Source organism: Streptomyces sp. NPDC046349, assembly GCF_055587885.1.
Genome location: NZ_JBVJFK010000011.1, coordinates 166,381 through 179,177 on the forward strand (window position 1 = coordinate 166,381; position 12,797 = coordinate 179,177).

Sequence of the window (12,797 nt, forward strand, 5' to 3'; positions counted from 1 at the left end):
ACACGAGTCTAGGTGTGACCACTGACAAAGCACCTGACCTGCGGATTCAGCGGGACCAGCGACCCAGTTCGAGGGCGTATCCGTAGACGGGCCGACCGGTGGCGGCGCTCGTGCGCAGCGGGCGGCCGTCGTCGTCGATGCGCAAAGTTCCCGAGCCGTCCGGCGAGGACCAGCGCAGGTCCAGGGACCAGTCGCAGTCGCAGCCCGTGGTGGTGGCCGCCACGCGCAGGACGGCCGGCTCGGCGGCCGAGACCCGCATCGGGAAGGACGGGGCGGGCACCCGGTTTCCGAAGTCGTTCCCGGCGACGGGTCGGGCCAGGGGGCGCGGCGCGTCCAGGTTGACGGCGAAGAGGGCCGGGGTGATGCCTCCGCCGCAGCCCTGCGACATTTCGTAGACGTTCCAGGCGGGCGGTGTGCGGCGCGCCGCCACCCGCACCTCCAGCCCCTCCAGGACCACCGCGCCGCCGCCCGTGCCGTGCAGGGTGACCTCCACGATCTGGTTCCCGGCGTGCACGGCGCGCTGCGCCGCCGCCCAGGCGGGCGCGTCCGCCTCCACGGGCGGCGGGGGCACCGCTGCGGGACCGCGCTCGGCCAGGTAGGCATGCTCGCAGCCCGCGGCCCACACGTGCGACCGCACCGCCGCCCTGAGGGGCGCCGCCGGTGCCTGGCCGGGGGCCGGCACGGGCGGCGGGGCGGAGGTCGGCGCCGGCGCCGTGGCCGGTCCCCCCGACGGGGCCACGGGCGGTGCCGAAGCTGTCGCCGGCTCGGTCGGAGCCGCTCCCTCCGCCGTCGCGGTCACCGGGGGCCCGGATCCCGCGGGCCCCCGCGCACCCGCCCCCGGGCCCGACCCGGATGCGGCGTGCGGCGCGACCCGGCCGGGTCCGGTCAGCGCCAGCAGCGCCGCGGCCACCGCACCCGCCGCCAACCCGGCGGCGGCGACCACGACCGCCCTGCGCCGGTACCAGGACGGGCGGGTTGCCGGCGCCACCACCGCGGCCGGACCCACCTGCAGGGCCGGCTCCCGCGCGACGACCGGTACCGGTACCGGATCCGGATCCGGGGCCAAATCCAGGGCCGGGGCCGGGGCCGGATCCGGCACAGGGCCCCGGAGCCGGTGCGCGGCCGGCCCCGCGCGCCGCCGCGCGTCCGCCAGCAGCCACGCCCGGTGCAGGTCCACCGCCTCCGCCGCCGACGCCCCGCAGGCTCGCGCGAAGCGGTCCACCACCGCGAACTCCGCCGGCAGCGCCTCACCGTTGCAGTAGCGGTGCAGCGTCGACGTACTGGTGTGCAGCCTGCGCGCCAGGACGCCGTAGCTCCGCCCGCCGCGCTCCTTCAGCTCCCGCATCAGCCGCGCGAAATCCTCGGCCTCACTCACGGTGTCCCCCGTCCCACGTCCCGCGGCTCCGTTCCATCCCTGAGGTGTTCCCCCAGCTGACAGCGCGCACGGGCGTTCCAGTGTCCCGGTTTCGCCCCGAACCGTGGCCCTGCGCCCCCACCGGGGAACAGCTTTGGCAGGCACACCGATGCATCCACGGGGAGAACCGACATGTTCCGACGTACCGACACCTTCGCCACCCTCGCCACCGCGGTGACCGCGGCGGCCGCCGCCCTCGTCCTCGCCACCTCGGCCTCCGCCGCGGCCGCCGGCGCGCCCGGCTTCCTGACCGGCACCGACCTGCCGCCGCACCCGACGTCCCCCTGGTACGCCGGCGAGATCACCGAGGGACTGCCCGAGACGGCGCCGTTCTGCCTGGACGGCGCGCTCCCGGCGGCGGGCAGCTGGCACCGCACGTTCGGCACCGAGCTCGACACCGGGGCAGTCCAGGTCTCCGTACGGTCCGCCTCGCCCGCCGCGGCAGCGAAGCTCGTCGGCGCGCTGGAGCGCAAGGTCGCCGCCTGCGCCGCCGACTGGCTGCGCACGACCCCGGGAGGCACGGCCTCGTGGCAGGACTACGGGGCCCTCCCCGTCGAGGAGGGCGCGCACGTCTACGGCGTCCACACCTCGATCCCGGAATCCGAGCCGGGCGTGCACCTGTACGGGATCGGGCGCGACGGCTCGACCGTGACCGTCGTGACGTGGGGCCAGATGGGCGACCTGTCGCAGGCCCCCGTCGCCGCCTTCAAGAAGACGACCACCAAGGCCGTGAACAAGCTCAACCCTTGACCCGAAACCCGTAACCCGGCCCTCGGCCGGTGTCCTGCCCCGCGGACGCCCGCCATCCGGTACCGGCCCCGCCGGGCGAGTGGGACCATGGACGGCGAGAGGCGATGACCATGCGCTCCGGAAACGAGCCGGTGACAGCGCGCACTCCGCTGCGGCTGCGGTTCTGGCTGGGTGTCTGGGGGCTGGTCTGGGCGGCCGTCGGCACGGCCGCCTTCTCGCTGGCGGGCCGTCCAGGGTGGGCGGCTGCGTGCGGGGCGCTGGCGGTCGTGGTGAGCGTGGACCTGTTCATGATCGTGCGCCACCTCCGCCAGGGCCCGCACTACCAGCCGGGCCGGGACGTCCCGCCGTACGAACCGCCCGACAGCCGATGACCGCCTGATCCGGCCGGGTCAGGCGGACAGGCGGCAGGCGGACAGGCGGCAGGCGGCAGGCGGCAGGCGGACAGGCATCAGACGGTCGGTGATCAGTCCTGTTGCTCGAAGCGGGCCGCCGCCAGGTAGTCGGGCTGCGGGTCGAGGGCCGCGGCCAGCCGGAAGTGCTTGCGCGCCTGCTCCGGCCGGCCCGCTCGCTCATGCGTACGGGCGAGCGCGAAGTGCGCGAACGCGTTGTCCGGCTCCCGCTCCAGCACCAGCTCGAACTCCATCTGTGCCGGTCGCAGTTGGGCGGCGGCGAAGAAGGCCCGGGCGCGCAGCAGACGGGCCGCCGTGTTCTCCGGGTGGGCGGCCACGACCGAGTCGAGCAGTTTGACCGCGCCGCGCGGGTCGCGTGCGGCGAGCAGCTGCTCGGCGGCCCGGAAGTCGATGACGTGTGTTTCCGGGCTGGACGGCGTGGGACGCATGGTCTCGGACACGGTATGGATCCTTCCCTCTACCGGCGCCTTCAACGCCACCGCCGCGCGCACTATTCCATGCACACGTCAGGCGGTGGCGCTGCCCGGGGTCCGGCCCGAGGCCCGTGCGGTGAGTTCTTCCCACAGCTTGCGCACCTGCGGCTCCAGCGCCTCCAGCGGCCCGTCGTTGTCGATCACGAGGGTGGCCACCGCCAGCCGCTGCTCGCGCGTGGCCTGTGCGGCCATCCGGGACCGTGCCTCCTCCTCGGCCATCGCACGCAGCGCGGTCAGCCGGGCCAGCTGCGTCTCCGGAGCCGCGTCCACCACGACCACAAGGTCGTAGAGGGGCGCGAGGCCGTTCTCGGTGAGCAATGGTACGTCGTGGACGACGATCGCGTCGGGGCCGGCGGCGGCCTCCAGTTCGGCGGACCGGGCGCCGACCAGCGGGTGCACGATCGCGTTGAGGGTGCGGAGTTTGTCCTGGTCCGCGAACACGATGGATCCCAGCTTCGGCCGGTCCAGCGCTCCCTCCGGAGTCAGCACCTCCTCCCCGAAGGCCGCGACGACGGCCGCGAGCCCCGGCGTACCGGGCTCCACGACCTCGCGCGCGATCCGATCGGCGTCGACGACGATCGCCCCGTACCCGGCCAGCAGTCGCGAGACCTCGCTCTTGCCGGCACCGATTCCGCCCGTCAGGCCCACTTTCAGCATGCCCCGCAGCTTAGGGGGTGTCCGGACACCCGTGCGGGGCCGGGCCGCCGGGCGGTGATTCAGCCCTCGCCCTCGCGCTCCGCCAGGAACCGCTCGAACTCGCGGCCGATCTCGTCCGCCGACGGCAGCTCCGCCGGCTCGGCGATCATGTTGCCCCGGGTCTCGGCCCCGGCGGCGGCGTCGTACTGGTGCTCCAGCCCCTGCACGAGGCTGACCAGCTCCTCGTCGCCCTCGCGGATCTGCCGGTCGATCTCCGTCTGCGTGCGGTGCGCCTCGGTCCGCAGTGCGTGCGCCACGGCCGGGAGCACCAGACCGGTCGCCGCCGTGATGGCTTCGAGCACCGTCAGCGCGGCGTCCGGGTACGGGGAGCGCGCCACGTAGTGCGGGACGTGCGCGGCGACGCCGAGCACGTCGTGCCCGGCCTGCGACAGGCGGAATTCCACCAGGGACTCGGCGCTGCCGGGCACCTGGGCCTCGTCGAAGGGGCTGCGGTGGCCCGGCATGAGGTCGGTCCGGTTGCCGTGGGGGGTGATGCCGACGGGCCGCGTGTGCGGGACGCCCATCGGGATGCCGTGGAAGTTGACCGAGAGCCGGACCCCGAGGCGCTCGACGATCTGCCGGACGGCGACGGCGAAGCGCTCCCACTCCACGTCCGGCTCCGGGCCGGACAGCAGCAGGAACGGCGCTCCGGTGGCGTCCTGGACCAGCCGGACCTCCAGCCGAGGCTCCTCGAACTCCGCCCAGTGGTCGCGCTGGAAGGTCAGCAGCGGACGGCGCGCCCGGTAGTCCACGAGCCGGTCCGCGTCGAAGCGGGCGACCACCTGGTGGGGCAGCGTGTCCAGCAGCCGCTCGACGATCTGCTCGCCGGCCTCCCCCGCGTCGATGTACCCCTCGAAGTGGTACAGCATGACCAGCCCGGCCGAGTCCTGGGCGACCGCCAGGTCCGCCACCGCCAGACCCTTGGCATCCCATTCGTACAAGCCCTGTGGATCAAGCACCGCCACCACTCCTCCTCGTCTCGTTCTCTGCCAAGAACGTCCAAGGGGCCGCCGCCATTCCCCAGTTGGCCCTCTTCACAGGTACGCAATGGATCACACCGGGCACGGGGATCACCGAAGCACGGGGACGGCGGAACCGCTCCGGGAACGCAGAGAGGCCCGCCCCCCGAAGGGGACGGGCCTCACCGTCGTACTGGGTCAGCTCTGCTCACACCGGAGTGCGATGCGCGCTGCGATCAGCTCTGGCCGCCGGCCAGCTTCTCGCGGAGCGCGGCCAGGGCCTCGTCCGACGCCAGGGCGCCGGAGGTCTCGTCCGACTCCGAGGAGTAGGAACCACCCGAGATGCCCGCACCGGCGTTGCCACCGGCGGCCGGGGCGGCAGCGCCCTCGGCAGCAGCGGCCTCGTCGGCCTCGCGGCTCTTGATGACCTGAGCCTGGTGCTGCTCGAAGCGGGCCTGCGCCTCGGCGTACTGGGTCTCCCAGGCCTCGCGCTGCTTCTCGTAGCCCTCGAGCCAGTCGTTGGTCTCGGGGTCGAAGCCCTCGGGGTAGATGTAGTTGCCCTGGTCGTCGTAGGACGCGGCCATGCCGTACAGGGTCGGGTCGAACTCGACCGACGCCGGGTCGGCACCGAAGGACTCGTTGGCCTGCTTCAGGGACAGCGAGATCCGGCGACGCTCGAGGTCGATGTCGATGACCTTGACGAAGATCTCGTCGTTGACCTGGACGACCTGCTCCGGGATCTCCACGTGGCGCTCGGCCAGCTCGGAGATGTGGACCAGACCCTCGATGCCCTCGTCCACGCGGACGAACGCACCGAACGGAACCAGCTTGGTGACCTTGCCCGGGACGACCTGACCGATCTGGTGCGTACGGGCGAACTGCTGCCACGGGTCCTCCTGCGTCGCCTTCAGCGACAGGGAGACACGCTCGCGGTCCATGTCCACGTCGAGGACCTCGACGGTGACTTCCTGGCCGACCTCGACAACCTCGGACGGGTGGTCGATGTGCTTCCAGGACAGCTCGGAGACGTGGACCAGACCGTCGACGCCACCCAGGTCCACGAAGGCACCGAAGTTGACGATCGAGGACACGACGCCGGAGCGGACCTGACCCTTCTGCAGGGTGGTGAGGAACGTCTGGCGGACCTCGGACTGGGTCTGCTCCAGCCAGGCACGGCGGGACAGGACCACGTTGTTGCGGTTCTTGTCCAGCTCGATGATCTTCGCCTCGAGCTCCTTGCCCACGTAGGGCTGGAGGTCGCGGACGCGGCGCATCTCGACGAGGGAGGCCGGCAGGAAGCCACGGAGGCCGATGTCGAGGATGAGACCACCCTTGACGACCTCGATGACGGTACCGGTGACGATGCCGTCTTCTTCCTTGATCTTCTCGATCGTGCCCCAGGCACGCTCGTACTGAGCGCGCTTCTTGGACAGGATCAGACGGCCTTCCTTGTCCTCCTTCTGGAGAACCAGGGCCTCGATCTCGTCGCCGACCTTGACGACCTCGTTCGGGTCGACGTCGTGCTTGATCGAGAGCTCGCGGCTCGGGATCACGCCTTCCGTCTTGTAACCGATGTCGAGCAGGACCTCGTCCCGGTCGACCTTCACGATGACGCCGTCGACGATGTCGCCGTCGTTGAAGTACTTGATCGTCTCGTCGATCGCGGCGAGGAAGGCTTCCTCGTTACCGATGTCGTTGACCGCTACCTGCGGAGTGGTAGAGGTGGTCTCGGTGCTGCTCGTCATGTGGGAAAGGGCTCCGGTTACGGACAGAAAGTCGTAGGTACTGCTACGCCGGGAGCCCTTATCGGCATCTGCCGAAGAAGCCGGACAGCCAAGGAAGCCCCTGATCCGCACAAGCGGGGGAGGGCCTCGAAAACCGAGGGGACATCAACAGATGCAAGCGCAGCCTGCTAGGTCTGAGGAGCACAGGCTCGCAGCGCAACTTGTAGCATACGGGGACGGCCGGACAGGGTCAATGCGCGAAGGCCCACAGCCCGGGCGGATCACCGCACAACCGGCACAATTCATGGGCGGGAACGCCCTGATGGCGGTTCCTGCCACATCCCAAGACACTCGCAGACTACGACGACGGGCCCCATGAACCAAGAGGACGACGCCCCCGAAGACGCGTACGCGGCCGATCCGGGCTCCGCGGACGACGCCGAGGCCACACGCCGTGACGCGGGGGAAGCGGAGAGCAGCCGGGCGAGCCGCGGCTGGTGGGATCGCAACGCCGACGAGTACCAGAGCGAGCACGGCGCCTTCCTCGGCGACGACCGGTTCGTCTGGGGCCCCGAGGGGCTCGACGAGGCGGACGCGGCCCTGCTCGGCCCCGCCGACTCCCTCAAGGACAAGGACGTGCTGGAGATCGGCGCCGGCGCCGCCCAGTGCTCGCGCTGGCTGGCCGCCCGGGGCGCCCGCCCGGTGGCCCTCGACCTCTCCCACCGCCAGCTCCAGCACGCGCTGCGCATCGGCGACGGCATCCCCCTGGTCGAGGCGGACGCCGGCCGGCTCCCCTTCCGCGACGGCTCCTTCGACCTCGCCTGCTCCGCCTACGGCGCCGTCCCCTTCGTCGCCGACCCGGTGAACGTGATGCGCGAGGTGCACCGCGTCCTGCGCCCCGGTGGCCGCTGGGTCTTCTCCGTGACCCATCCGGTGCGCTGGGCCTTCCCCGACGAGCCCGGCCCCGAGGGCCTGACCGTCTGCGCCTCCTACTTCGACCGGACCCCGTACGTCGAGCAGGACGACCAGGGGCGCGCCGTGTACGTCGAGCACCACCGCACCCTCGGCGACCGCGTCCGCGACGTGGTGGCGGGCGGCTTCCGCCTGCTCGACCTCGTCGAGCCCGAGTGGCCCGCGTGGAACGGCCAGGAGTGGGGCGGCTGGTCCCCGCTGCGCGGCAACCTGATCCCCGGCACCGCGATCTTCGTCTGCGAGAGGGCCTGACGCCTTGATCCGCCAGGCCGCCCTGGGCGCCCTCCCCGTACGCGAGGCCCTGCCCGGACTCGTCTCCGCGCTCGACGACCACGGCACCGCGGTGCTCTGCGCGCCGCCCGGAACCGGCAAGACGACACTGGTCCCGCTGGTACTCGCGGGCCTGGTGGGCGGCGGGCCGCGGCGCCGGGTGGTCGTGGCCGAGCCGCGGCGGATCGCCGCCCGGGCCGCGGCGCGCCGGATGGCCTGGCTGCTGGGCGAGCAGACCGGCGGCTCGGTCGGGTTCACCGTCCGCGGCGAGCGGGTGACGGGCCCCGGCACGGTGGTGGAGGTGGTGACCACCGGAGTGCTGCTCCAGCGGCTCCAGCGCGACCAGGAGCTGGCCGGCGCGGACGTGGTCGTCCTGGACGAGTGCCACGAGCGGCACCTGGACGCCGACACGGTCGCCGCGTTCCTGCTCGACGTACGGGAGACCCTGCGCCCGGAGCTGCGGCTCGTGGCGGCTTCGGCGACGACCGACGCGGCCGGGTGGGCCCGGCTGCTCGGGGGTGCGCCGGTGGTGGAGGCCGCGGGCGTCTCCTACCCGGTGGAGACCGTCTGGGCGCCCCCGGCCCGCCCGGTGCGGCCCCCGCACGGGATGCGGGTGGACCCGGCGCAGCTCGCGCACGTGGCCTCGGTGGTGCGGCGGGCGCTGGCCGAGCGTCCGGGTGACGTGCTGTGCTTCCTGCCCGGTGTGGGCGAGATCGCGCGGGTGGCGGGGCAGCTGGGCGGTGTGGACGCGGAGGTGCTCCAGGTCCACGGCCGGGCCCCGGCCGCCGTGCAGGACGCGGCGCTGTCGGCCTCGGACCGCCGCCGGGTGATCCTCGCGACGGCGGTGGCGGAATCGAGCCTGACCGTCCCCGGGGTACGCGTGGTGGTCGACTCGGGGCTGGCCCGCGAACCCCGGGTGGACCATGCCCGCGGGTTGGGCGCGCTGGCGACCGTTCGGGCCTCACGGGCGGCCGGGCGCCAGCGGGCGGGCCGGGCCGGGCGTGAGGCGCCGGGTGTGGTGTACCGCTGCTGGACGGAGGCGGAGGACGTCCGGCTGCCGGCGTTCCCCGCGCCGGAGATCCGCATCGCCGACCTGGCGCAGTTCGCGCTGCAGGCGGCGTGCTGGGGCGACCCGGACGCGTCGGGGCTGGCGCTGCTGGACGCGCCGCCGGCCGGGGCGATGGCCGCGGCGCGGGAGGTGCTCGTGGCCGTCGGCGCGGTGGACGCGGCCGGGCGGCCGAGCCCGCGCGGGCTGCGGATGGCCCGGCTCGGGCTGCATCCGCGGCTGGCGCGGGCCCTGCTGGACGGCAGTGCCGCGCTCGGCGCGCACCGGGCGGCGGAGGTGGTGGCGCTGCTGAGCGAGGAGCCGCCGCGGGAGTACGGGGACGACCTGGCGGCGGCCTGGCGCCGGGCCCGCGCGGGCGGCGACGCGTACGCCGCCCGCTGGCGCACGGAGGTCCGCCGCCTGGAGCGTTCCGCCGCCCCGGCGGGGCTCACGTCCGCAGCCGGGCCCGGCTCCGCGTGGCCGGGCTCCGGCGCGGACCCCGGCGGACCGCGGCCGGCGAGTCCGGCCCCGCCGGCGAGGGAGGTGCGGGGTGCGGGACGCAGCCCCGACGACGCCGCGGCCGGGCTGGTCGCGGCCCTCGCGTTCCCCGAACGGGTCGCCCGGGCCAGGGGGGTGGGGGCGTTCCTCATGGCCTCCGGTACCGGGGCGGAGCTCGGTGACGGCTCGGGCCTGCGCAACGCGCCCTGGCTGGCCGTCGCCGTCGCCGACCGGCCCCCGCACTCAGCCTCGGCACGGATCCGGCTGGCTGCCGTCATCGACGAGGACACCGCCCTGGCGGCCGCCGCACACCTGCGCACCGACACCGAGGAGGTGCAGTGGGAGGACGGGGACGTGGTCGCCCGCGCGGCGCAGCGGCTCGGGGCGGTCGAGCTGGCCGTACGTCCGCTGCGCACCCCTGACCCGGGGCTCGTACGGGCGGCCCTGCTCGACGGCCTGCGTGCGGAGGGGCTGGGCCTGCTGCGCTGGTCCCCGGAGGCGCGGGTACTGCGGGCCCGCCTCGGCTTCCTGCACCGGACGCTCGGCGGCGCGTGGCCCGACGTGGAGGCGGACGCGGCGCTCGTGGAGCGGGCCGACGACTGGCTGGAGCCCGAGCTGTCCCGGGCCCGGCGGCGCGCGGACCTGGCCCGGATCGACGCCGGCCAGGCCCTGAACCGGCTGCTGCCGTGGGCCACCGGTGAGGCGGCCCGGCTGGACGAGCTGGCGCCCGAGCGGATCGAGGTGCCCAGCGGGTCCCGGATCCGCGTCGACTACACGTCCGAACAGCCCGTGCTGGCGGTGAAGCTCCAGGAGCTGTTCGGCCTGGCCGAGACCCCGCGTGTGGCGGGGGTGCCGGTGCTGGTGCACCTGCTGTCGCCGGCCGGGCGGCCCGCGGCCGTCACCGCGGACCTGGCCTCCTTCTGGCAGGGCGGCTACCGGGCCGTCCGCGCGGAGCTGCGCGGCCGCTACCCCAAGCACCCCTGGCCGCAGGACCCGGCCACGGCCGAGCCCACGCGCCACACCAACGCCCGGCTCAGACGCTGACCTCGTCCTGCGGGACGGGTTCGACCCGCACGCGGCGGCCCCGGGCCTCCAGCCACAGCGCCACCCCGAGCAGCGCGAGGCCGCCGGCGGCCAGGCCGGCCGGGGCGTAGGTGTGCAGCGCGAGGATCTTGGCCCGGTTCGCCTTGACCAGGTCGACGGTGTAGTCGGAGTAGTCCTCGCGCATGGTGACGTGTCCCGCGAAGGCGGTGAGCCGGCCGTCGGGGCCGCCCGAGGCGATACCGCCGCGCATCTCCTGCTGGATGTCCTGTTCAGCGTTGACCGGCGCTCCGGTCACCGGGTCGACCCAGAAGCGCACCTTGGCGGTGTACCAGAGGGTGGTGCCGGTGGCCGCCTCGATCGTCGCGGGGTCGATGCCCTCGATCGGCATCTTCTTCGGCATGGCCACCTTGGTCCAGGGGATGGTCTGCTCGAAGTAGTAGACGTCCATGCCCTTGAAGCGGCGCGGTCCGACGTAGTGGATCGGCGAGGAGGTGCGTGTCTGGGCGTCGAAGTAGAGGTAGTCGCGGGGTTCGGTGAAGAAGGGCCATTTGAACTCGATCCCCTGGCGCTCGACCGCGTCGCCGTCGACCATCTCCCCGGTGGCGTGCACCGGGTCCTGGGTGTGCGCGTCGAAGATATAGCGCTCGGGGATCTGGGAGACCATCTTGCCGTCCGGGCCGATGATGTGGGAGAGCGTGTCCCACACGACGACGTCCCTGCCGGCACTGGCCTCAATCTCCCTGGAGGCCTCCACGTTGCCCTTGAGGGTCTGGACGATCGTGACCTTGTCGACCTTCTTGGGCTGCATGCCGCCGGTGTAGTCGAGGAGCGTCGCGTCCTTCGCCTCCAGGACCATCTCCTGGTACTGGTTCGGCGGGATCTTCGCGAGTCGCGGGTACGCGTACCAGCGCAGCAGCGGCGCGAGGGCTGCGCAGAACACGGCTAGGGCCAGCAGGACAAGGCTCGCTCTGCGTCGCACGCCCGGCCCTCCTCTACTTTCCGGGCGCGGGGGGCGCGGTGGTGAGCAGGGGCTTTGGCGAGGTCTCGCCTTCGGGCATCCCGAACGCCGTGACGGCGAACACGAGGGCCAGCGCGGCCGCGAGACCGATGACGGCGGCGACGAATGCGCGCATGCCGGGGCTCCGAAATCTGATGAGGCGTCAGAGAAGGGGCACCGTAGCAACGCGGGGTCGAGATGAGAACCGTCAGGCGACGGGTCCACCGCGGTGGGCGGGAAGCGGCGAGCCACCTGCTCGTGGCGGGCAGGCCACGGGCGGGTGGCATCACCCGGTCGGCGCTACGGGGTCGCCGTGGCCGTCGCGGGGGACGGGGCGGGCTCCGCAGTGGCCGGCGGCACCGCGATCCGGGCGGGCGCCGGCGCGCTCGCCGTGGGGGACGGCTTCGGCGCCGGCGTCACGGCCGGGCTCGGCGTCGGCGTGGGGGCCGGGGAGGACGTCGGCTTCGGGTCGGGCGTAGGCGTCGGCGTGGGGGTGGGGGTCGGCGCAGGCGTCGGGGTGGGGGTGGGGGTGGGGGTCGGCGTGGGGGTGGGGGTCGGTGTCGGCGTGGGGGGCGGGCTCGGCTTCGGGTCCGGCTTCGGGTCCGGCGTCCGCGTCGGTGTCGGCTTCGGGGACGGCTTCGCGGGGTCGGGTTCCGGTGTACCGCCACCGCTGTCCGGGACCTCGTGCGTGCCCTCGAGGTAGTACGTGAACCACGACCGCACCGTCCGCAGGTACTCCGTGGAGTGGTTGTAGGAAAGCACCGCGCGGTCCAGGTCCGCCTCCACCCGCAGGTCCCGGGTGCCCGCGCACAGGTAGCGGGCTGCCGCGAGGGCCGCGTCGTGCACGTTGTTCGGGTTGCGGCGCCCGTCGCCGTCCGCGTCCTGGCCCCAGGCCGCCCATGTGGAGGGGATGAACTGCATCGGCCCGACCGCCCGGTCGTACGTCGCGTCGCCGTCGTATGCGCCGCCGTCGGTGTCCCGGATGTTCGCGAATCCGTTGCCGTCGAGCACCGGTCCGAGGATCGGCCGCAGGGTCGTCCCCGCCGCGTCGACCCGGCCGCCGCGCGCCTGCCCGGACTCCACCTTGCCAATGGCGGCCAGGAGTTGCCAACGCAGTCCGCAGCCGGGATCGCTCCGTCCGACGGTCCTCTCGGCCCGCTGGTACGCCGCGAGCACGCTCGCCGGTATTCCCTGCGCCCCTTCCCGCGGCCCCGTCACGACCGGCGCGGAGGGCTGTTCGGGCTGCACCTCCGGGTCCGCGCCCGCCGTCGGCGGCGTTCCCTCCGGCAGCAGCACCGCCGGCGGCTGCGGGCTCACGAGCGGGGGCAGTTCGGTGAAGTAGGCCGAGTCGCCGCCGCTCTCCGGCGCCGGGAGCGACCCGTCCGCGCCCCCGCCTGCCGCCACCGCCGCGTTGGGCGGCGGACCCGCCGGACCCCGAGAAGCGGTCAGTGCGGCGACCGTCAGCGCGCAGACCAGCGCGGCCGTTGCCCCCTTGCGCAGCCTGCGGCCGAATATCCGAGACGACATGAGCCGGACCCCTCCCCC

General features: G+C 73.8%; 12 protein-coding genes. 4 read left to right on the forward strand and 8 right to left on the reverse strand.

Annotation, left to right across the window (positions count from 1 at the left end; all coding sequences use genetic code 11):
• Positions 1–46: 46 nt before the first annotated feature.
• Positions 47–1,375 (reverse strand): helix-turn-helix domain-containing protein, encoded by a 1,329-nt coding sequence (locus ACZ6JS_RS25715; protein ID WP_469301310.1) that lies wholly within the window; start codon positions 1,373–1,375, stop codon positions 47–49.
• Between the two features lie 171 nt (positions 1,376–1,546).
• Between ACZ6JS_RS25715 and ACZ6JS_RS25720 the strand changes: the two genes are divergently transcribed.
• Positions 1,547–2,164 (forward strand): hypothetical protein, encoded by a 618-nt coding sequence (locus ACZ6JS_RS25720; RefSeq protein WP_469301312.1) that lies wholly within the window; start codon positions 1,547–1,549, stop codon positions 2,162–2,164.
• Between the two features lie 110 nt (positions 2,165–2,274).
• Positions 2,275–2,535 carry a DUF6343 family protein gene (locus ACZ6JS_RS25725; RefSeq protein WP_469301313.1) on the forward strand — a complete coding sequence of 87 codons (261 nt, stop codon included), beginning with the start codon at positions 2,275–2,277 and terminating at the stop codon, positions 2,533–2,535.
• Between the two features lie 92 nt (positions 2,536–2,627).
• Here the strand turns inward: ACZ6JS_RS25725 and ACZ6JS_RS25730 are convergent, their stop codons facing one another.
• From ACZ6JS_RS25730 to rpsA, 4 genes are all read right to left on the reverse strand, one after another.
• Positions 2,628–3,002, reverse strand: coding sequence for a tetratricopeptide repeat protein (locus ACZ6JS_RS25730; protein WP_469301589.1), 375 nt, complete (start codon positions 3,000–3,002; stop codon positions 2,628–2,630).
• A gap of 78 nt (positions 3,003–3,080) precedes the next feature.
• The gene (gene coaE, locus ACZ6JS_RS25735) at positions 3,081–3,704 is read right to left on the reverse strand and encodes a dephospho-CoA kinase (protein WP_469301315.1); all 624 of its coding nucleotides are present in this window, start codon (positions 3,702–3,704) and stop codon (positions 3,081–3,083) included.
• Between the two features lie 59 nt (positions 3,705–3,763).
• Positions 3,764–4,702, reverse strand: coding sequence for a PAC2 family protein (locus tag ACZ6JS_RS25740; RefSeq protein WP_031149201.1), 939 nt, complete (start codon positions 4,700–4,702; stop codon positions 3,764–3,766).
• 236 nt (positions 4,703–4,938) lie between these two features.
• Positions 4,939–6,447: a 30S ribosomal protein S1 gene (gene rpsA, locus ACZ6JS_RS25745; RefSeq protein ID WP_030666059.1), complete on the reverse strand. Its 1,509-nt coding sequence runs from the start codon at positions 6,445–6,447 to the stop codon at positions 4,939–4,941.
• A gap of 354 nt (positions 6,448–6,801) precedes the next feature.
• Here rpsA and ACZ6JS_RS25750 point away from each other — a divergent pair, with 354 nt between their 5' ends.
• Both ACZ6JS_RS25750 and ACZ6JS_RS25755 read left to right on the forward strand, forming a co-directional pair.
• On the forward strand, positions 6,802–7,650 hold the full coding sequence (locus ACZ6JS_RS25750) for a class I SAM-dependent methyltransferase (protein ID WP_469301317.1): 849 nt from the start codon (positions 6,802–6,804) through the stop codon (positions 7,648–7,650).
• Between the two features lie 4 nt (positions 7,651–7,654).
• On the forward strand, positions 7,655–10,255 hold the full coding sequence (locus ACZ6JS_RS25755) for an ATP-dependent RNA helicase (RefSeq protein WP_469301318.1): 2,601 nt from the start codon (positions 7,655–7,657) through the stop codon (positions 10,253–10,255).
• Here ACZ6JS_RS25755 and pgfA read toward each other — a convergent pair.
• The 3 genes from pgfA to ACZ6JS_RS25770 form a co-directional block, all read right to left on the reverse strand.
• Entirely contained in the window at positions 10,245–11,234 is a 990-nt protein-coding gene (gene pgfA, locus ACZ6JS_RS25760) for a cell envelope lipid trafficking protein PgfA (RefSeq protein ID WP_469301320.1), read from the reverse strand. The genes ACZ6JS_RS25755 and pgfA overlap by 11 nt on opposite strands.
• Before the next feature lie 13 nt (positions 11,235–11,247).
• Positions 11,248–11,388 (reverse strand): SPW_0924 family protein, encoded by a 141-nt coding sequence (locus tag ACZ6JS_RS25765; protein ID WP_469301322.1) that lies wholly within the window; start codon positions 11,386–11,388, stop codon positions 11,248–11,250.
• Positions 11,389–11,552: 164 nt separating this feature from the next.
• The gene (locus ACZ6JS_RS25770; protein WP_469301324.1) at positions 11,553–12,779 is read right to left on the reverse strand and encodes a lytic transglycosylase domain-containing protein; all 1,227 of its coding nucleotides are present in this window, start codon (positions 12,777–12,779) and stop codon (positions 11,553–11,555) included.
• Between the last annotated feature and the right edge of the window lie 18 nt (positions 12,780–12,797).

Bases quoted from the DNA above. Each gene is read 5' to 3' on its own strand.
- ACZ6JS_RS25720 (WP_469301312.1), top strand. From the start codon at position 1,547: ATGTTCCGACGTACCGACACCTTCGCCACCCTCGCCACCGCGGTGACC.
- ACZ6JS_RS25725 (WP_469301313.1), top strand. From the start codon at position 2,275: ATGCGCTCCGGAAACGAGCCGGTGACAGCGCGCACTCCGCTGCGGCTG.
- ACZ6JS_RS25730 (WP_469301589.1), bottom strand. From the start codon at position 3,002: ATGCGTCCCACGCCGTCCAGCCCGGAAACACACGTCATCGACTTCCGG.
- coaE (WP_469301315.1), bottom strand. From the start codon at position 3,704: ATGCTGAAAGTGGGCCTGACGGGCGGAATCGGTGCCGGCAAGAGCGAG.
- rpsA (WP_030666059.1), bottom strand. From the start codon at position 6,447: ATGACGAGCAGCACCGAGACCACCTCTACCACTCCGCAGGTAGCGGTC.
- ACZ6JS_RS25750 (WP_469301317.1), top strand. From the start codon at position 6,802: ATGAACCAAGAGGACGACGCCCCCGAAGACGCGTACGCGGCCGATCCG.
- ACZ6JS_RS25765 (WP_469301322.1), bottom strand. From the start codon at position 11,388: ATGCGCGCATTCGTCGCCGCCGTCATCGGTCTCGCGGCCGCGCTGGCC.
- ACZ6JS_RS25770 (WP_469301324.1), bottom strand. From the start codon at position 12,779: ATGTCGTCTCGGATATTCGGCCGCAGGCTGCGCAAGGGGGCAACGGCC.